15 protein-coding genes, 1 tRNA gene and 1 pseudogene are annotated in these 19,235 nt (G+C 46.5%); 13 read left to right on the forward strand and 4 right to left on the reverse strand.

The annotated features are described in order from the left end of the window. Positions 1–77 precede the first annotated feature (77 nt). The 11 genes from NBH15_RS23845 (at position 78) to NBH15_RS23895 (ending at position 15,800) form a co-directional block, all read left to right on the forward strand. Positions 78–1,016 carry a tyrosine-type recombinase/integrase gene (locus tag NBH15_RS23845; protein WP_250823724.1) on the forward strand — a complete coding sequence of 313 codons (939 nt, stop codon included), beginning with the start codon at positions 78–80 and terminating at the stop codon, positions 1,014–1,016. 467 nt (positions 1,017–1,483) lie between these two features. Continuing rightward, entirely contained in the window at positions 1,484–2,578 is a 1,095-nt protein-coding gene (locus NBH15_RS23850; RefSeq protein WP_250823725.1) for a hypothetical protein, read from the forward strand. A 19-nt stretch (positions 2,579–2,597) separates the two neighbouring features. After that, entirely contained in the window at positions 2,598–3,197 is a 600-nt protein-coding gene (locus tag NBH15_RS23855; RefSeq protein ID WP_128133756.1) for a DUF3575 domain-containing protein, read from the forward strand. A gap of 13 nt (positions 3,198–3,210) precedes the next feature. Beyond that, positions 3,211–4,656, forward strand: coding sequence for a DUF3868 domain-containing protein (locus NBH15_RS23860; protein WP_250823726.1), 1,446 nt, complete (start codon positions 3,211–3,213; stop codon positions 4,654–4,656). Between the two features lie 4 nt (positions 4,657–4,660). After that, positions 4,661–5,107 carry an HU family DNA-binding protein gene (locus NBH15_RS23865; RefSeq protein WP_128133758.1) on the forward strand — a complete coding sequence of 149 codons (447 nt, stop codon included), beginning with the start codon at positions 4,661–4,663 and terminating at the stop codon, positions 5,105–5,107. A 188-nt stretch (positions 5,108–5,295) separates the two neighbouring features. Beyond that, positions 5,296–7,365 (forward strand): Mfa1 family fimbria major subunit, encoded by a 2,070-nt coding sequence (locus NBH15_RS23870; protein ID WP_199676265.1) that lies wholly within the window; start codon positions 5,296–5,298, stop codon positions 7,363–7,365. 125 nt (positions 7,366–7,490) lie between these two features. Then, on the forward strand, positions 7,491–8,579 hold the full coding sequence (locus tag NBH15_RS23875; protein WP_250823727.1) for a FimB/Mfa2 family fimbrial subunit: 1,089 nt from the start codon (positions 7,491–7,493) through the stop codon (positions 8,577–8,579). Positions 8,580–8,590: 11 nt separating this feature from the next. After that, on the forward strand, positions 8,591–10,468 hold the full coding sequence (locus NBH15_RS23880) for a hypothetical protein (RefSeq protein ID WP_128133760.1): 1,878 nt from the start codon (positions 8,591–8,593) through the stop codon (positions 10,466–10,468). A 29-nt stretch (positions 10,469–10,497) separates the two neighbouring features. Continuing rightward, a complete protein-coding gene (locus NBH15_RS23885) occupies positions 10,498–13,653 on the forward strand; it encodes a DUF4906 domain-containing protein (protein WP_250823728.1) in 3,156 nt (1,051 codons plus the stop codon). A gap of 266 nt (positions 13,654–13,919) precedes the next feature. Beyond that, a complete protein-coding gene (gdhA, locus tag NBH15_RS23890) occupies positions 13,920–15,254 on the forward strand; it encodes an NADP-specific glutamate dehydrogenase (protein ID WP_007657303.1) in 1,335 nt (444 codons plus the stop codon). Positions 15,255–15,317: 63 nt separating this feature from the next. After that, a complete protein-coding gene (locus tag NBH15_RS23895) occupies positions 15,318–15,800 on the forward strand; it encodes a ferritin (RefSeq protein WP_186958992.1) in 483 nt (160 codons plus the stop codon). A 72-nt stretch (positions 15,801–15,872) separates the two neighbouring features. Here NBH15_RS23895 and ruvC read toward each other — a convergent pair whose 3' ends face one another. Together ruvC and NBH15_RS23905 are read right to left on the reverse strand one after the other, a co-directional pair. Continuing rightward, entirely contained in the window at positions 15,873–16,433 is a 561-nt protein-coding gene (gene ruvC / locus NBH15_RS23900) for a crossover junction endodeoxyribonuclease RuvC (protein WP_007657299.1), read from the reverse strand. Beyond that, positions 16,430–16,744 carry a DUF4286 family protein gene (locus NBH15_RS23905; protein WP_007657297.1) on the reverse strand — a complete coding sequence of 105 codons (315 nt, stop codon included), beginning with the start codon at positions 16,742–16,744 and terminating at the stop codon, positions 16,430–16,432. The genes ruvC and NBH15_RS23905 overlap by 4 nt, the downstream gene beginning before the upstream one ends. An 82-nt stretch (positions 16,745–16,826) precedes the next feature. Here NBH15_RS23905 and NBH15_RS23910 point away from each other — a divergent pair. Both NBH15_RS23910 and NBH15_RS23915 read left to right on the forward strand, forming a co-directional pair. After that, a tRNA-Ala gene (locus tag NBH15_RS23910) sits at positions 16,827–16,900 on the forward strand. Between the two features lie 354 nt (positions 16,901–17,254). Beyond that, positions 17,255–18,415: a site-specific integrase gene (locus NBH15_RS23915; RefSeq protein WP_250823729.1), complete on the forward strand. Its 1,161-nt coding sequence runs from the start codon at positions 17,255–17,257 to the stop codon at positions 18,413–18,415. Positions 18,416–18,470: 55 nt separating this feature from the next. Here the strand turns inward: NBH15_RS23915 and NBH15_RS23920 are convergent, their stop codons facing one another. Both NBH15_RS23920 and NBH15_RS23925 read right to left on the reverse strand, forming a co-directional pair. Further along, the gene (locus tag NBH15_RS23920) at positions 18,471–18,713 is read right to left on the reverse strand and encodes a hypothetical protein (RefSeq protein ID WP_250823730.1); all 243 of its coding nucleotides are present in this window, start codon (positions 18,711–18,713) and stop codon (positions 18,471–18,473) included. A gap of 3 nt (positions 18,714–18,716) precedes the next feature. After that, positions 18,717–19,235: pseudogene (locus NBH15_RS23925) on the reverse strand (hypothetical protein); the annotation flags it as partial.

Genomic DNA, 19,235 nt, shown 5'->3' on the forward strand with positions numbered 1-19,235 from the left:
ATTCGTAAATATTAAGAAACCATTCATTCGTATTTTATTTATTTCGGCAATCATAATCATTTAAATAAAATACAATTATGGCACGAAAGAAAACTTTTTCCACATTACCGCTTCTCGAATATGCTAACATGCGTATCCAACAGAAAAAGGAGTTGAACAAGACATGTACAGCAGAACTCTACCAGGTTACCGTCAATCATTTTCTAAGATTTACAGGAAATACAGAGTTTCGCATAAAAAACCTGACCCGAACCCTGGTCTCCGATTTTACCGCCTATTTACAAAGTAAAGGATTGGCAACGAACACAATCAACTCCTACCTGAGCAGTTTGCGCGCCATCTATAATGCCGCCTGCTACGATGGCTTGTTGCACCCTGCCGAACATCCCTTCAAAGGAATAAAACTAAAACGGGAACCGACCATCAAACGGGCCATATCCGTCACCCTTATCCGTGAACTGGCTAATCTTACAACCGACGGTTCACGTAGTCAGGAATTGGCAGTAGACCTGTGCCTGTTCAGTTTTTTGGCTTGCGGGATGCCGTTTGTTGATATGGCCTACCTGACGGCAAACAACATCCGCAACGGCGAACTGGTCTATAACCGGCGGAAGACGGGGGCACAGATCCGTATGGAAATCACTACCGGCATGTGGCAGATCATTCACAAATATGCGCCCGCAAACGGAGAAAGGCAATTCCTTTTCCCCATCCTCCCGTCGAGTTCACCAACCCACTCGCAATATAAACATTGCTTAGCCATGCACAATCAAGAGTTGAAAACGGTCGGTGAAAAACTCAATATCCCCGTTCCTTTCACTTCATATGTGATACGGCATAGTTGGGCGTCGTCGGCTCTACAATCAGGTGTCCCTGTAGCCGTTATCAGCCAGGGGCTGGGACATAGTTCGGAAAAAACGACCCGTTATTATTTAAGTGAATTGGATGTGTCGGAATTGACGAAGGCAAACCGGATAGTTTCCGCCCCGATCAACAGACTGTTTGACAGGGGATAAGCAAAATATTACCTTATTTATGAAATAAGGTGGACACACAACAGTCCTTATTTATGAAATAAGGATATATAACCTATAACAAGTTTTCTATCAGAAGATTAGTGATGTTTCTCGCTTGGATTAAGGGAAATATTTCCTTATATCGAAAGCAAATGTAGTAGAAAATGTGGAAACAAAAAAAATAAGTGGAGACTTTTTCAGATAAAAAGCTCTCCTGCTTTTTTATTGCCAGACTTGTCCGCTTATGGATATGAATACCCACCCAAGGAACGCAGACGACGCAGACGGAGCGCAGAACAACGCAGACAAGATCAATTTTTAATAAAATAGTCTGTGTAACTCTGCGCGTTCTGAGTCGTCTGCGTTCAGTAATTGTTATTTTACACGCCTCCATCCGCGTTCCCCGGACCATAAAGTTCCCTACGAAAAACTTATTTCATAAATAAGTTACTACCCAAAGGTATCGGATGGAAGAAGAAAAAAACATAGAACAACAAGTCACATTTGACATTTCTTACGGAAAATATTCGCAAGCAGTCATGTTGTATGCGACCACCGACATGACCGGTAAGGAAATTGCCGAACAATGTGGTGTCAGCTTGTCCGGTTTCAGGGTCTATTTGAGGCGGCATTATCGGGAGCTGGTGCTCAAACGAAACAATGCCGAACCGGAGAAGAGTGCCTTCTTCACAGAAAACGGCAAACTACGAGGCAAGCGGGGCCAGACACCTGCCGCCCACCAAAAATACAAACAAGCCATCGAAGCCTGCGACGACTTCGACTACATCGAATACAACGTCTCACAGATCGCCCGTATGTTCGGGCACGACGGGACAGCCTTGCGCAACCAGTTGAGACTACACTACCCGGAGATCCTCGAACGGCGCGAAAAGGCAAGGGAACGCCTCGGCTTCGGTGACAACTTCCTACGCGGGGTACGCCCCGAAAGCGTGGTTGAATATGCCGGTGCCGTCGAACTGTTCCGTAACACCGACCGCAACTTGCCCTCCATCGCCGAAGAGTGCGAAGTCTCGCTCGGTGGACTCAGCCAGTACCTGCGCTTCTACCACAAAGACTTGGTGAAACAAAAAAGCACCCTCTACCGGCCAACGGCAAACCGCTGCAAAGAGGATAAGCCGGAGAGCAACGGCCGTGCGGCCGAACCCTCCTTCGGCACGTATGAGAAATACCGCGAGTCGGTCGAACTTTACCGAACGACTCACCTGACCGCCAAGGAGGTCGTTGCCCGTACCGGCGTCACGCTCGAAGGTTTCCGCAACCACCTGCGCATGTGGCATCGCGACCTGATGCTCGAACGGCGGGGTGGCGTTCCCGAAGCCGGTTGTAACGGATACGACCTCGACCTGAGCCAAAGCAAACGCTACCTCAAGTCGACCGCCGCCAAATATGCCCCGGCCATCGAAAGCCTGAAAGCCCGTCCGCGCCCGGTCACCCATGCGGCTGCCGAGTTCGGGGTAGACGCGGATACCTTCCGCCGCTACCTACGGACACACGAACCTGAGTTGGCCGCTTCGCTCGGCAAAAAAAAGAATATCAAATAACAATCAAATTATAGAAGGTATGATACGAAAATTTGTCATCATGATATTTCTCTCAACGCTCCCCCTGCTGTTCCACGCCCAGGAAAACAGGTTAGCCGGACAAAGAGGTTCGACCGTCGGGATCAAGACCAACATCCCTTATTGGGGAGTAATGGGAACATTCAATGCCGGTGTGGAATTTCGCCTGGCACGCCACTGGAGCCTGGACGTCGAAGCGGGCCTCAACCCATTTGACGGGAAGAAAGACGACGGCAGCTACGGCAAATCGCTCAAACACCTGCGCCTGCATCCCGAACTGCGCTATTGGTTCTGCGAAACTTCCTATAAGCACTTCATCGGCCTGCACATCCCCTACCTATTATATAATGTATCGGACATCAAGCTGCTGGGCACCGAAGGCGAACGTCACCAGGGCTGGGGCGCGGGCGTAGGTGTCAGCTATGGCTACTCGTTCCTGCTCTCGAAACACTGGAACCTGGAAGCGACCGTCGGCGTGGGTTACCTCTACCTCGAATCGGAGAAATACCCCTGCACCAACTGCGGACGCCGGCAAGGGTACGAAAAGAAGCACTATTTCGGCCCCACACAGGCTGCCATCAACCTGATTTACCAATTCTAATCGTCGCCGCCTTATGAAAATGAACAAATCTTTACTCATAGCAACAAGCCTGTTGGCAGTAACCGCCCTGCAGGCACAAGAAATCAAAGTCAAGGACCGGAACGTCGAGCAATCGGAGGGCACGCTGCTCGTCGGCATGACGCTCGACTTCAGCGAAGTGGACGTGCCCGCAGGCCGCAGCATCGTCTGCACACCGGTCGTCGCCTCGGGCGACAGCATCCGCCCGCTCACCCCGATCATCCTCAACGGGCGCGACCGCCATATCCTGTATGAACGCACGGGACGCACCTACGCCACCCACGGCGAATACGCCCTGCGCCGCACGAACGGCGAGTCGCAGACCTTCGGCTACACCGCCCGTACCCCGATGGCCCCCTGGATGAAACGCGCCGAAATCGCCCTCGTCACCGACGAATGCGGCTGCGGATGGGAAACGCTGCAGAACGACCGTTCGACGCTCTTCCCGATCAACTTCATCGAACCGATCGTGTTGAAACCAGTGCCTGCCTTCCTCGCACCCGCTGCCGAAGAGGTGAAACGCCGTACGCTCAACGGGCAAGCCTTCCTCGACTTCCCAGTCAACCGCACCGAGATATACCCCGACTACCGCAAGAACCCCAGCGAGCTGGCTGCCATCCGGCAGACCATCGATGCCGTCAAAGATAACAACTATGCCACCATCACCCGCCTGGCCATCAAAGGCTTCGCGTCGCCCGAAGGTACCTACGCCAACAACCGCCGCCTGGCGGAAGGACGTGCACAGGCATTGCTCAATTACGTGATGGGATTGTACAAGTTCAACAACCAGACCACCTACGACGTCACCGCCGAGCCGGAAGACTGGGAAGGGTTGGAGGAACGCCTCGAAGCGTCGACGCTCGATGGGAAAGCGGAAGCCCTCGCCATCGTGCGTGCCGATGAACCGGCCGACTTCGATGCCCGCGAAGCCAAATTGAAACAGCTGCCCGTCTACAAGCAGATCCTGGCAGAAATCTATCCCGCCCTGCGCCGTTCGGACTATGTGGTGGAATACAACATACGCAACTTTACCGTCGAAGAGGCACGCGAACTGATCCATCGCGCCCCCTCGCAACTGAGCCTCGAAGAGATGCACCGCGTGGCACTGAGCTACCCGGCCGGCAGCGACGAGTTCAAGGAGGTGTTCGAAATAGCCGTCCGCATGTATCCCGACGACCCGGTGTCGAACCTCAACGCCGCCAACATCGCCCTGCAAAACAAGCAACCCGACCGCGCCCGCCGCTACCTGGCCAAGGCCACCCCTTCGGCACATAAGGAACTGGCGGAAGCCATCCTCTTGATGCTCGGCGAACAATGGACGGAAGCAGAAAAGACTCTCACACGTTTGACCGGCAACCCCGAAGTGGCAGATGCCGCAGCCGCCAATTTGGAGCAAGTCAAGCAGATGATTGAATACACATTATTAACCTCAAAAAAGTAATGCCATGAGTGCTAAGTACAAATTAGTTCTGCGCAAAGACTTTTCGAAGGATGCGCCCGAAGGCTCAACCAAGCTTTATGCCCAGTTGGTCAACAACGGAACCGTAGGCTTCGAAGAATTATGCGAAGCTATCGCAGAGGAAACAACCCTGACCAGTGCCGATGTCAAATCGTGTCTCGACCGCTTGCCCCGCCACATTGCCCGCCACGTAAAGGAGGGTCGCACAGTGCAAGCCGGCGAGTTAGGGACTTTCCGCCCGGTAGTAGGGAGCAAGGGAGCAGCCACCGAAAAAGAATTCGATGCCGCCACCATGATGAAACGCCCTTCCATTTCGTTCATCCCCGGGAAAACGATACAGGCAGTGCGCGACAGCATGACCTTCACCCGCGTCAAAAAGGATGATGAATCAAGCAAAGAAGAAGGAGGCAGCGATCGTCCGGAAATCGAATGATCGCCACCCCGGAAGAAGGCCTCTGACGACTGCGGCAGTCGTGTTCCGACCACTGCGGCAGTCGTCGGGTAACCACTGCGGCAGTCGTCAGAGGGGCACTGCGGCAGTGTTCGGAGGGGTGCTTCCAAAAGGTTTAAACAACTGATTAACAGAGATATTAAAATATTCATTCATAAAAAACAAAGTATATGAAACTTAAACATTATTCATTATGGGCACTTGCCCTCGCATTCGCGGCGGTGTCCTGTTCGGACGACTTGGATAATCCGGGCAAAGGTAACGAGAACCCCAATGGGAACGGCTCGAGTACCTACATGAAAGTAACGGTCAATACCGGTGTCGTGACACGCGCCGATCCTCCTGCGTCAGACATTCCCCCTACCGGTGGTGAAGATGGCGATGGCCACGAAGTGGGAAAGGTAAATGAGTATATTGTAAGTGATGTAACAGTCATTCTTTACAAAAACGAATCAGGAAGCGGTGGAAATAACACATTGACTGAGCCGGAATTCAAAGAATCATCGAAAATCGTGGGAGCGGGTTACGCAAAAACGTCAGGTTCTATGAACCCTGGTGATGGAAACTTGCACAATAAATCCGTAACAGTATTGGTAACAGCGACAGATGATGAAGATTTCGACAAAAACACGTACGGAGTGATAACCGTAACCAACTGGCGTGATAATAGTTTGGCAGAAACAATCAAAAGCACCACAGATATCACCGCTACCAAATTAGCCAATTTGTTGGTTGATAAAATTCATCATACGGTAGAGGGACTTCAAAGAGATTTCATCATGTCATCACATATGAAAGATGGCGAAACTGTCACATTGGATGCCAATGCAACAGAAAGCAATGCTCCGGAAGTCAAAGTACACGTAGAACGCCTGGCTGCCAAGGTTCGCATCAAACCTGTCGAAAATAAACCCGAAATAGAGAACTACATATACCCGATTAAGAGAACTGATGACGAAGGCACAGAGGAAACAATAGCCCAAGTACGTCTCGATAATGTGGCACTCGTAAACAAGTTGACATCCGGTTCTTACCTATTGAAGCGGGTTACATTGGAAACTACATCAAATGACATTTCTGCCTTAACCGAAGGCGATGACTCATGGTTAGGTGATGAAACAATGAAAAAAGAGGCTATTCCTGGAGCCGGCTATGTATATCCCGGCACAAACTATGTAATCGACCCGTGGACAAGAAATAAAACTCAACAGCCATCTACAATTACAGATTACAGCAATATAGCAGCTGAAAACGACCCAAAAGGAGCTCCTTATATGCTGACTGCTACAGATCCTGTTCCCGGACTGAAGTATAGCAATGTGTTTAAAGGTGCATCTTTTGATGCATTATGGGGTACATTAGATAATACAAGAATGTTAAATGCAAATCCACAAAACAATGACCCAAACGACACCAGCATCCTGATCGACTACACGATGGAAAATACGACAAGTGTCACCTATTCCAAGAACGGGTATTCAACCGGTGCCCTCTTTAAAGCCACTTATTTTCCGCTAAAGTGGAACGCAGTTGCAGATAAGGAAGACGGTACAGGGAAAGAAGTCAGACCCATTGATGTGATTTATGATGACTTGACAGAAGGAAAGATAACCTCGAAAACTAAGGGTAAAAATTTCTTGGTCTATCAATCAAATGTCTATCAAAATTTTGAAGCAATATTCAATGAATTTGTTTGGAATAGGCAGGCTACGTTGGGACCACAAACAAAAATCTACGGTTATGATGATTTTAAAACAGCAAACATAGGGGGAATAAAAATATCTGAATTCGAGAATAGCGCATTCTATCAAGGCACTGATTCCGATCCAATGGGTTATATCCGGTATCTAAGAGCTCGTATAGCTACATATAAACAAGGGAATTATAATGAAAATACGACGTTTAGCGCAAGTGACAATATAGATGATTACCTGGCTGCTACAAATCAGGCAGAACATGTTTATGCCAACGTGAAAGAATATAAAGACGGCGTAACCTACTATCCCTACTGGATCAGACATGCCAATAACGGCAAGCCGACCGAGATGGGTATCATGGAGTTCGGCATCGTGCGCAACAACATTTATGATATGGTTGTAACCGATATCAGCGGTTTAGGTTTGTCAGGCACAGACGAACCGGATCCGGATAAAGATGACGAAACCAAGGAATACCGCTTCAATGTAATAATCTATGTCAAAGACTGGGTAATCCGTGATAACGGCGATATCATCCTGTAACAAAAACATCACTCAAGAGTAGGCTGTGCTGGCACAGCCCCTCTTTGGAGGGCATGCCCTCACCTCCCCGCCGGAGAGATACCGGGAGGAGGAACGAATAAGAAACAACAAAAAGATTCAAGATTATGGACCGTATATTTCATACTTGTAAAGGGCTGGTCGCGGCAGCCGTCTGGGTGGCAGGCTTCTGTGCGTGCAACTATATCCACGACGATTCGCTGCCCGAATGTGAATACCGGCTACATTTCAAATATGACTACAACATGAAGTTTGCCGATGCCTTGCAGCACGAAGTGGACTACCTGACGCTCTTCTTCCACGATGCCGACGGCCATTACCTCTTCCAGCGGCGCATTGAAAAAAGCGAACTGGACAGCCGCAACTCCATCGCCCTCAACCTCGAACCGGGCACCTACCGGGTGGTCACCTGGGCAGGACTGGACGACAAGTGCTATGAGTGGCCCGCACCGCAGGAAACCTCGGCCGACAAAGACTGCCGCGTGAAGACCCTCCGGCGCGACGACGCGACGCAGCCCGACGAGCTGACGCCCCTGTGGCATAGCCTCGACACGCTCACCGTCACCCGCGACGCTCCGGAAGCCGACACCATCTCGCTCGCCAAGAACACCAACAAAGTGCGCCTCGTGCTGCAAGACACCGACGGCAACTGCATGGACGTGCGCGACTTCACGTTCCGCATCGTGGCTGACAACGGCTATATGGACTATGACAACCAACTGTTGTCCGACCCCGCCATCACCTACCTGCCTTACTATACGGAAAACGTCAACATCGCCGAAGGCGACAGCCTCATGGGCAAACCGGTGAATCAGACCGTCGCCGTCGCCGAGATGAACACCATGCGCCTGATGGCCCGCCGGAACTACCGCCTCATCGTGCGCCACAAGGAATGGAAAGAGGACGTGATCAACGTCAACCTCAACAACTACCTCCTCCTCACGCAGATGGAGGGACACAATATATCGGCGCAGGAATACCTCGACCGCCAGGACGAATACTCCATCATCTTCTTCCTGACCCCGACCTACTGCCCCGATTGCCCGGACCCGGATCCAGGTCCTGACCCTGACCCTGATCCCGACCCAGACCCCGATCCTGATCCGGACCCCGATCCTGATCCCATCATCGGTTACAGATGCTATGTCATCCAGGTCAAAGACTGGGTGATCCGGCTGAACGATTTCGACTTGTAAAACGATAACAAATGAATTTGAAACATCGACATATTATCAGTATATTATGCCTCCTCCTTTGCGGCCTATTGGGATTCGTCGCGTGTTCGAACGAAACGCCCGAATTCCCGCGCGAAGAAGAAGATGGCAACCATATATTCCTCACGTTCCAGGCGACCCTGGCCGGAATCTCTACCCGTGCGGGTGAAGAGCCGGTCGCAGACGATCGTGTCAAGACGCTGCGCATCGTGATTGTCTCGCAGGGGAAGGAGGAAGGAACGGAAAACGCTGCGTGGGTGGTGGAACATAACAAAACCGTTTCTTGGGGATCGCAGCTGTCGAACAAATATACCTTCGAAGTCGCCCCCGACAGCCGGAAAAGAATCTATCTGATCGCGAATGAATCAAACGATAACGGAAATAGCCTGGTCGGTGCTGATGGAAAACCGCTTGACTTTACCGACAAGCAGTTCATTCCGGACGATACGGGCCGGGTACCGGTAGACAACTATGTGTTTGATGTATCCACTTCAGGTTACTCATACACACCTTCCGCCCTGCCGATGACCGCCCTGTATGAGATTGATGTACCGCCCCTCAACAAGTTCCCAGACGGTAAGTTGACATACCCGGACCCGTTATATCTGGTACGGGCAGCCACCAAGTTCTCTTTCAAGTTCACCAACCAATCGAAAAAGAGAGACATCACCGTGACCGGCATCGATATCAACGGGGTAATAACCGACCAGATGTACCTGATGCCCCATGTGAACAAGAAGGACGACAAGTATTGGGTAGTCGAAGAAACGAAAACGGACGGTAACGTAACATATAAGTCCTTAGATTTAGAGAAAGACTGGATCGATTGGATGGGATACGAAGCCAACGCCTCACAAAGTGGCACAGACAATAAATGGCTGACCGACTATAAAGTGCCAACTTCTGTAACATCAACTGCCACAGTTGATGCCTCGCTGAAAATACCGGCAGCTACAGACGCACAGCCATCCCCGTCGGCCGAAACATCCAATGCCATCTACCTGCCGGAAAGCAAGACGATAAAAGGCGGAAGCAATCCTTTGGAACTACAGGAATACAGCATTACTGTCCGCACGAAAGAGCGAGCCGTAGGCGGAACGGAGGAAGAGGTGAAGACATATCCTTCCAAAACATTGCCTCACCTGGCTTCGCTTTTCCGCAATACGCATGTCGTGGTAGGTTTCATCTTTACGGAAGACGCTGATGAGCTTGTGGTGGATGTAATCCCCTTCACATCGGTAGAACTCAAACCCGATTATGGACTGGAGAGAGAGGAATTCACCGGATACATAGTGGGTAAGGATGAAAATGGGAACAAATGCTGGTATGACCAGACAGAAAACCCTACAGACCCGACTAAAAGAACTCCATTTTACCTCGGAAGAGATGACAATGCGTCGTTTGTGACCATCAATAGCAAAGAGTATTTACTTGTGTATACGGATTACGAACGGACAGCGGCAAAACTTGACCATTTTTTCGAGAAGGAGACCCGAAAGAAATATCTGCTCACAGCGGAAGGGATAACCGGATATAAACCGGTAAAGGATGGGTCGAATCCTTGGCTCGCTTTTTATCTCAATGACCTACGGCAGCGTGTATGGCTTGATTCCGGAGGAGATCCCAATGGAGACGCTGACGCCCAATCAGTTTATGCTGCTTTGCAGAAGGTAGGATTGAATTTGAAGTGCTGCCGCATCCTGTACGAATGGGATAGATTAAATTGGAATCAGGTACGCTGGGATGGGAAGAGTAATATATATCCGAAATACTGGTTTGATATTCTCGGCAACCGTTATCCCTGGTCGGAAGGAGATACAGATGCAAAGAGAGAAGCCATACTCGGAGAATGGGTAAAATACCTTAAGTGAGTCTGGAACATTAAAATTCATGAACAATCATGTTACAGTATAATACAAAACATAACATCATTTTTTCGATCATCCTGGCTTCCCTGGCTATGATTGTCACACTTGTCGGATGCACGGACGACTTTATAAACACGGAGGAAATACCCGACGCAAAGGTTAAAATCAAAGGCGAAGTTATTTTCAAACCGCTTGTAACGACAAAAGTACAGACACGTACCGAAGCCCCTGAAGGGACGAAATACAAGGGTATAAAATCGTTGTATGTGTTCTTCTTCGATTCAAAAGGAACACTTAATAAAGATTACAGCGGGGATGTAAATTTCACCCCCACTCCTTCAGAAGGCTCTACGCATGAGCATGTCACATTCACAAAGGAAATACAGACTGGCGAGTACTATATCTATGCCGTTGCCAATATATCCGATGAACAGAAGAGCGACCTCACGAAGGTAGAAACCATCGAAGGACTTAAAAAATTCAAACTTGTTTGGAATGATGATATTACGAAAGACCTTGAAATGTTCGGTGTATTCAAACTGGGCGGTGCGGGAACCACTCCCGGCAATGAGGGTTTTGAAGCCGACGAACTCCTTACCATCACCCCGACCACCAAAAACATTCATTCCTGGGTGCGCAGGGCGGTATCGAAAGTGACCGTCGATTTCGACGGAACGAATCTGAAAGAGGATGTCACGGTCTATATTAAGAATGCCGTACTGAAGGATGTGGCATCCGGTGCATTACTTGGAACAAACTCCTTTGCTGTTAATGTTGACAATACCGAAAACACAGACAATACTGACAATACAAACAATATCATATGCACCTCATCAGACTATTCCATCAGCTATGGAAAGGGAGACGACTACAACAGTTGGCCCACAGTGACAAAAACACAGACGTTTACTCCAAATATCTGGGAAGATTCAAGCGTTACAAGTTTCCATGATGACAACGCCAAAGCACTTCCTTGCTATGAAAATATGCAAGGTACACATGAAGACAAATCCAAACTTCAAGACACCGACGGAGACGGCATCATTGACTCCAAGACAAAAGACGGGGTTGATAACGGCACCTACCTCGAAGTGGAAGGATATTATGTCGCCAACCGGCCTGAATATAAATCAGAGGGTAAAATCATTTACCGCTTCATGCTTGGAAATAATGCGACAAATAATTTCGATTTAGTCCGTAACCACCATTACAAGATTACGATGAACTTCAAGGACTATGGCAATGACATAGACTGGCACATCGAGTATGGCGAGAAGTATTTGGATGTCACCTACCCCGAAGACGTGAACTATCAGGGCAAATTTTTCGTGCCTGCTCAAGACTATTCTGCTACCATGGCAAACGCCGGCCATGATTTCAGTGATCAGAATGTAATCACGGTGACCAGCTATGCTACGAACGGCATGGACAAAGAATGGATAGACCCGAAAATCAGCTATACTTACTATTCGTATAATAAGCAGACCGGGGTGTGGGAGATAGATAACACTACCTCCGGATGGCTCACACTTACCAAAGGTACTCTTAGTGATGACAGGTCACAGACACCATATACTTTTGTTGCCTCCATGACAGATCCGACTGAATCCACAATCAATGGCTTGTTTCCTACTACAAACAAAGGTTCTGAAGGCTCCCCGTATAATCTTTCTGGCATAGATGGAGGAGGTACTGTGGAGAATACCGCCAACTGCTACATGGTGGGTGCTCCCGGCTGGTATTGTTTTCCTCTCGTGTATGGAAATGCCATCACAGATGGAAAATACAACACTACAGCATATTCTTCAACGCACATGGTAAACCATCTTAATAAAAAAATTTCAGCCCCATATATTAAGGATAATAATGTAAACTTAGAAACTTCCAATGTCAGTGTGAAACTTATATGGCAGGATGCTGAAAATCTTATCATACCAGATGAAATAGAATATGATCCTACTCTTTTTAACAGTAATGGTGGAATAAAATTCCACATAAGTAACATACAGGAAGGAAATGCCGTGATAGCCTTGATTGACAAAAGTGCAGATGAAGATGAGTATGTCGATATAGACCGAGGTACAGTATACGGGAAAAGCGGAAGCACAAAAGCGATCTGGAGCTGGCACATCTGGGCAACCCGTTTCGGTTCCGAAGATTTCGAGAAGGATATCCGGATTCTCAACCATAAAGAGGAAGCATTCGATGTCATGCCTGTCAATCTCGGATGGTGTGCAGGAGACAAAAAGATAAAATATTATAAGCGCCGCAAATGTGATATAACATTCAAAGTAGGAGAGCACGAGATAATAAGGACGATTGAGCAATATCCCCATTTTCTCCTTCCTCGTGGCGACCATCCTTACTACCAGTGGGGACGTAAGGATCCGTTTGTCGGATCAAACAAACTTTGGGAAAACAAAAAGAGATGGACTCATGATAGCACCACCCCTTATGGTGAAAGTGGGGACTATGATCCTCCCAGACTTTATAATGAACCGGCGCAATTTGCAAATAACATAAACCGTAAAAACACTATAGAGTGCCTTGAGGTGCTTGTTAAGAATCCTGACAAATGGCATAATGCTACGCGACAGCCCAATGACCCCAAGGATTATAAGAAAGGTTTTTATAGTACAAACAAATCATATTCCGACCTGTGGTCAAATAATGGTAATAAGACGGTCTATGACCCCTGCCCTCCGGGATATCAGGTAGGTGACAACACTGTTTTCACCGGATTTACAACCCATGGAGGAAATGCAAAATTTCCGTATGACTGGTATGATGTACTTGAAAGCAACATGCTGTCGGACTATTATTCCGGCAGCTCAGTAAACAGGCAAGTTTTGGAACTTTACACGGACACGAGGAAAATTCAATCCATCATCTTCCCTGTCACCGGTTACCGAGATTATGATGGTCACGCACAGGTTGTACAATATCCGAATACGGGGGATCCCGATCTCATGGGCGAAGGTTATGTTTGGTTCAATATGGCAGATAATGAGACAAACTCTTACCACTTGAAGTTCCACCGTAATGATATTCAGCCCGGAGGTAAATGGACCAATAGAGGCGGTGATGGGCTGAACCTGATAGCCCCTTATGAGGCCTTCTACAATACCGATGGTTTCGGGATACGCCCGGTCCGCAACGATAGTCCCGGGATGTCCCCCACACCTTAACCCCTCCACCCGCCTGCCACCAAGCACCTACGCCCTGCAAATCAAGGGGTTGTTAGAATGGGCATTCTAAGGTCGTTACAATGCCCATTCTAATCACCTAATAATGCCCATCCTAAGGTTGTTAGGATGGGCATTGTTATAAACTGCTTATTGCGGATGATTAAAAACATATAATTCACTATCAAAAAGTAAGCAAAACACTTGGTCATTCCATAGGATTCGCTACATTTGCCTACACATTGTTATTCCTAAAAGCAAGAAACGCTATGAAGACAGAAGTTATTTTATCTGCACTGGAAGCAAAGCACCCGGGTGAAAAAGAGTACTTGCAGGCCGTGAAAGAAGTTCTTTTATCAATAGAAGAGGTTTATAACCAGCATCCAGAGTTCGAGAAAGCCAAAATCATCGAACGGTTGGTTGAACCCGAACGCATTTTTACTTTCCGTGTACCTTGGGTAGACGATAAAGGTGAAGTGCAAGTTAATTTAGGATATCGCGTACAATTTAATAATGCGATTGGCCCGTATAAAGGAGGAATTCGTTTCCACCCGTCGGTAAACTTATCTATCCTGAAGTTCCTGGGCTTCGAGCAAACGTTCAAAAATGCGCTGACAACCCTGCCGATGGGCGGCGGTAAAGGTGGGTCCGATTTTGCACCCCGTGGCAAGAGCGACGCAGAAATCATGCGTTTCTGCCAGGCTTTTATCATGGAACTGTGGCGTAACTTAGGACCGGACCGCGATGTTCCGGCAGGCGACATTGGCGTTGGCGGACGTGAAGTCGGTTATATGTATGGCATGTACAAGAAACTGGCTCGCGAAAACACCGGTACTTTTACAGGTAAAGGCATGGAGTTCGGAGGTTCGATCCTTCGTCCGGAAGCAACCGGATACGGTGCTTTATATTTCGTACATCAAATGCTTGAAACTCACGGCATAGATATAAAAGGTAAGACAGTTGCCGTTTCCGGCTTCGGAAATGTAGCCTGGGGAGCAACGAAGAAAGCGACCGAATTGGGAGCCAAAGTCGTAACCATCTCCGGTCCGGACGGATATGTTTATGATCCGGACGGTATTTCGGGTGATAAAATCGAATACATGCTGGAACTGCGTAACAGTGGCAACGATATCGTGGCTCCTTATGCCGACGAATATCCCAACGCCACTTTCTATCCCGGCAAGAAGCCCTGGGAACAGAAAGTGGATATCGCCCTGCCCTGCGCCACACAGAACGAACTGGATGCCGACGATGCACGTAAGCTGATCGAGAACAAAACATTATGCGTTGCCGAAGTTTCCAACATGGGATGTACAGCCGAAGCAGTCGACCTGTTTATCGAACACAAACAACTATTTGCTCCGGGCAAAGCGGTTAATGCCGGCGGCGTAGCTACTTCTGGACTGGAAATGACACAGAATGCCATGCATATCTCCTGGACTGCCGATGAAGTGGATGCCAGATTGCATCAGATCATGGGCGCTATTCACGAACAATGTGTCGCCCACGGTAAAGACGGTAATTATGTGAACTATGTGAAAGGTGCCAACATTGCCGGCTTCATGAAAGTTGCCAAAGCTATGATGGCGCAAGGTATTGTATAAAATAGTCTGGCACACTTTTTGTGACCAATTTTATACAGATACAACTCAAAAAAGTAAAATATTATGATCTTAAGTAAGAACTTATCAAAGGCTTTCAATGAACAGGTAGAAGCTGAAATGTGGTCTTCAAACCTGTACCTGTCAATGTCGATCTATTTCCAGAAAGCAGGACTGAACGGTTGTGCACACTGGATGCGGAAACAGGCTGAAGAAGAGATGGAACATGCCCACAAAATGATCGATTTCGCTATCGACCGCGGTGGCGACATCGTCATCAACCAGATCAATGTCGTTCCGACTGCATGGGGTACTCCACTGGAAGTATTCGAACATGTCTACAAACACGAAGTACATGTATCAGAACTGATTGACAAGATGGTCGATATTGCAGAAGCAGACAACGATCATGCAGCCAAAGACTTTTTATACGGTTTCGTTCGCGAACAGGTAGAAGAAGAATCGACAGCAAAAGCAATCGTCGACAAGTTGAAGCTGTACGGCGAACATCATGCCATCCTTCTGGATCATGAACTTGGCAAAAGATAATTTCTTTTCTCAATAAAAAAACTCCGGTTCCTGTTAACCAAGGACCGGAGTTTTTTATGCTGTAATCTCTACTTACTTCCGTACTTTACCGGGATTCTTTGCCATGAAATCTTTCCATCCACTATACTTCTTCTCCGAAATCGGATTATTTGTCTGGAAATAATGACAAACAGCGGCTGCCAATCCGTCGGTTGCATCCAACTGGGGCAACATCGACTCTTGAGGGATATGTAGGAAACGTTGCAACATTCCCGCCACCTGTTCTTTGGCTGCATTCCCGTTACCGGTAATAGACATCTTGATCTTCAACGGTGCATATTCGAAGATAGGAATTTCGCGTTCCAATGCTGCTGCCATAGCGACACCTTGCGCCCTTCCCAGCTTCAACATACTCTGTACGTTCTTCCCGAAGAACGGTGCTTCGATTGCCAATTCGTCAGGGTGATACTGGTCGATAAGGGCCAGTACCCGTTCGAATATCTTTTTCAAACGCAAGTAATGGTCCTCGTACTTATTCAGTTGAAGAACGCCCATAGCTTCAAGCTTCGGTTTATTCCCTTCAATCTTCAGAACGCCGTATCCCATCACGATTGTTCCGGGGTCGATACCCAATATGACACGGTCTTTCGTCATGACTCCAGGTCTATTTCCTCCAATAAGGTACTGAAGCCCACCAGCTTGGTTCCGAAACGGTTCACTAGCTCCTGTTGCAAGTCACGGCCTTCGGACTGCATCCAATACTCCAGTGTTTCCGGATTCTTTACATGGAACTGAACCGAATAGCTGGTTGCATCCTCCGTCTCGTCCTGTAAAATACGACGCAGATAAGGTGTCCGCAGAAATCCGCTAGCTGCCGCACGGGGTATATAACTCTTTTTCAGATATTCAATACACTCGGCAAGGATATCATTCTCTATATTAAATGTTGTATTATAAACGATCATATTCTTTTTCTCTAAATTTCTTACACAAAGATAGTGCTAATATCAGGAAAAACTCTATATTTGCACTCGAAAATAAAACGACGGGGCATTAGCTCATCTGGCTAGAGCGTTAGACTGGCAGTCTAAAGGTGATCGGTTCGAGTCCGATATGCTCCACAAATTAACACATATTAAATATTACGGGAGTATTCAGCAATGGATATTCCCTTTGTTATTTTATAACATTTCAATCACTTATATTCATCATGAAAAAAAATTATTTAACTGGATAATAACTGACAACTGTAGGGAATTTGTAGGGAACAAACATCTGTTACATATTGAGTATCAGTATAGTTCTAAAGTCCGATATTCTCCACAATTTAACAGCTATTCACAAAGGCGACATTCCGCAAGGGATGCCGCCCTTGTTATTTTATGGCATATCAATCACATACAAGCATGTTCATAAAATAAATTCACAAATATTCATTATTCAATGCAGGTAAAACTAATATTGTAGGTAAATATATGGCAACATTCAACGTATCACAGAAAAGAGTTAACAAACATGGAGAAGCTCCTGTTTACATTAGTTTTTATATCAATCGTGAAAAAATAGAGGTTCCGACACGCATTAGTGTCCCCCCTGCTTATTTCGATAAAGAGAGCGGTGTAATCAAAAAATCATATGAATTTGCTTCTGACAAGAACTTAATCATATCAAATATAAAAGCAACTATTAACGACATTCTAGTCTGCTACCGTTTACGGAAAGAACGATTGACAACCGATCTTTTTTGGAAGGAATACAACTCCCCTAAAAACCATCAGGACTTTTATGCATTCTGTGAGGAATACCAACGATTACGATTTCAGGAGGTGGCGGAAGCAACACGAAAGAAACATTGTGCTTGCCTAAATAAACTAAAGCAATTTCAACCATATCTATTATTTGATCAACTAACTACAGATATGTTCCGCCGCTTCGTTCTTTATCTAAGAAACAAGCGTGGCAACAATGAAGTTACTATTAATAAGACGATTGGTACTATTGCTGTCTATATAAATGAAGCCGTTAAAAAAGAAATTATAAAAGAAAACCCCATCAAAAGTTTAAAACTCCGAGGAGCATTAGATACAACCGCAGAATCCCTAGAAGAACAAGAGTTAAAAACTCTTGTCGATATGTACCATCAACATCTATTTACAGGGACAACTCATGATGTGTTAGAATTTTTCCTTTTTATGTGTTTCAGCTCATTACATATTTCAGATGCCAGATCTTTACAAATCGACCAGATCGGCAATAATGAATTTTGGTATATGCGAGGGAAAATGGTAAACATACGACCACGAGTTGTAAGAGTCCCTATCTCTGAGCCACTCCAACAAATTATTAATCATAAACGCAAAAACAGGAAATCTGGATCTTTATGGGAGGGCATGATCACAGATCAAAAAGTAAACGAAAAATTGAAACTCATAGCTTCCGCCGCTGGTATAAAAAGAGAACTTTGTGCAAAATTCGGACGTCATACTTTCGCTACAATTTTTTTACGAAAAACAAAAGATATCAATACTCTAAAAGAAATCATGGGACATAGTAATATTAAACAAACATTGGTCTACGCTCATGTGCTTGATCAGGATAGACAATTAGGTGTAAAGGTTTTTGATTCTTTTGTGTAATAAAAAATGAGCCAGCAAAAACATCCCTGCTGGCTCATTTTTTTTGCGTTTTGAACTATTCTTTCCCTGCTCCTCCTTTCAGTTCGTCCAGTTCAACGATTTTTTCTTCAAGCAAATTGATCTGGTCCCGGATAGATTGTCGTTCCTGATGCAAAGCATTAAGGTCATATTCATAATCTAACCCCAAAGCTTCATATTCTGTCGCTTTGATAATCTTATAATCAGAGGCTTGTAAGGATTCTATAAGCTTCTGTCTATCTCGATTGAGATAGTATCGTTTTTCTATATTTTTATCCATATTTTACACTATTCCTATTTCGATTGTTTGTGATAATTTATTGCAAACGAAAACATTTCCAGCTGTTACCTTTCTTCCAAGAGACACTTTATTTGACTCTCCATATATTTCAGAAAAAGGACTTCCGCCATAAATCAAATGAGAGTTGGAAAATAAGTCTACAACAAAAAATCCGACGATTCCTGAATTCGGAATCGTTACAGTAAATGCTCTACAGTAACGATATCCTCCTAAATCATATTCTTCCCCTTCTTTAAGTGTTATAGTCCAAAGACCATTATAAGGGATAAGGGCTTTGCTCATCAACCCATTTGCATCTTTCGTTGCATTAGGTATTTTACTTGTAAGCAATTCTACAAACCGCGCTACCGTCATATTCTCTCCCGGTTCTCCTTCTTTGGGATTAACTAATGTCACATACCAATCATTCGGTAAGGCATCCGTTTTAATTTTTAGTCCATTTAAAGCTTGATCTGAGCTAATATCTGCCATATTTTTTCGTGTTGTGGGCACATGCCCGGT

Origin of the sequence: Parabacteroides caeci (assembly GCF_023656795.1) — a bacterium.
In the GTDB taxonomy this organism is placed as follows: domain Bacteria; phylum Bacteroidota; class Bacteroidia; order Bacteroidales; family Tannerellaceae; genus Parabacteroides; species Parabacteroides segnis.